The organism is Marinobacter salinexigens, from assembly GCF_008370345.1.
GTDB classification, from domain to species: domain Bacteria; phylum Pseudomonadota; class Gammaproteobacteria; order Pseudomonadales; family Oleiphilaceae; genus Marinobacter; species Marinobacter salinexigens.
In genome coordinates this window covers 1-677 of record NZ_VTUU01000050.1, presented here as the reverse complement: position 1 = coordinate 677, position 677 = coordinate 1, and the positions used below count along the sequence as shown (strand labels likewise).

General features: G+C 51.4%; 1 protein-coding gene. It reads right to left on the bottom strand.

Annotation, left to right across the window (positions count from 1 at the left end; all coding sequences use genetic code 11):
- Positions 1-677, bottom strand: a 677-nt coding sequence (locus FWJ25_RS20620; protein WP_188093677.1) for a hypothetical protein, incomplete at both ends; no start/stop codon positions are given.

Sequence of the window (677 nt, the reverse complement as noted above, 5' to 3'; positions counted from 1 at the left end):
GCCAGCTTCCGCTCCAGCACCTTGACCTTCTCACTTAGGTCCGTGATGACCCCCATCTGATCGTTGCCGGACGCGAGAAGCTTTTGCAGAAGCTCTTTCAGCTTCTGGTTCTCTTCTGCCAGCGTCTTCTCGTCACTGGCCTTCGGATCATCAGGAGCTGGGGAGGCAGAAGAAGCCTTGTTCTCTGTCTGCACAGAGAGGTCTTTCAGGGAAGCTTCGTCTTCAGCAGGATTTGCACCTGCTGCTGTAAGTGTCGGAGCATCCTTCGGCATCTCGTTGCATTTGTCCATCTCAGACACCGGCACACCAGAATCTTCAGCAGAATTTTCTCCCTCTGTGCCTGCTAGAGCGGCCTTCTGAGTCTTAGTGCATTCATCTGTCTCAGCGACATCTGAATGGATGTTTTCTTTCCGAGCATCAGTTTGGCTCTCTGGTGTTCTTTCCGAGCATCCCTCGTAGACTGCGATGCCACCATCCTGTGGACATGATAATTCACAGCTACCTGAACCAGGGAAGACTGTTCCACCTATTGTATCGTCTGCCTCTTCTCCGAGGCTTGGGTGACTCTTCTCAATGTCAGGTTCCTTCCTCGATGCCTCACAAAGAGGATCCTCGCAATTTGTAGAACCTCCGGTTACCTTGTCAACAACAATAGTTACAGTTTTCTCCTCCACATG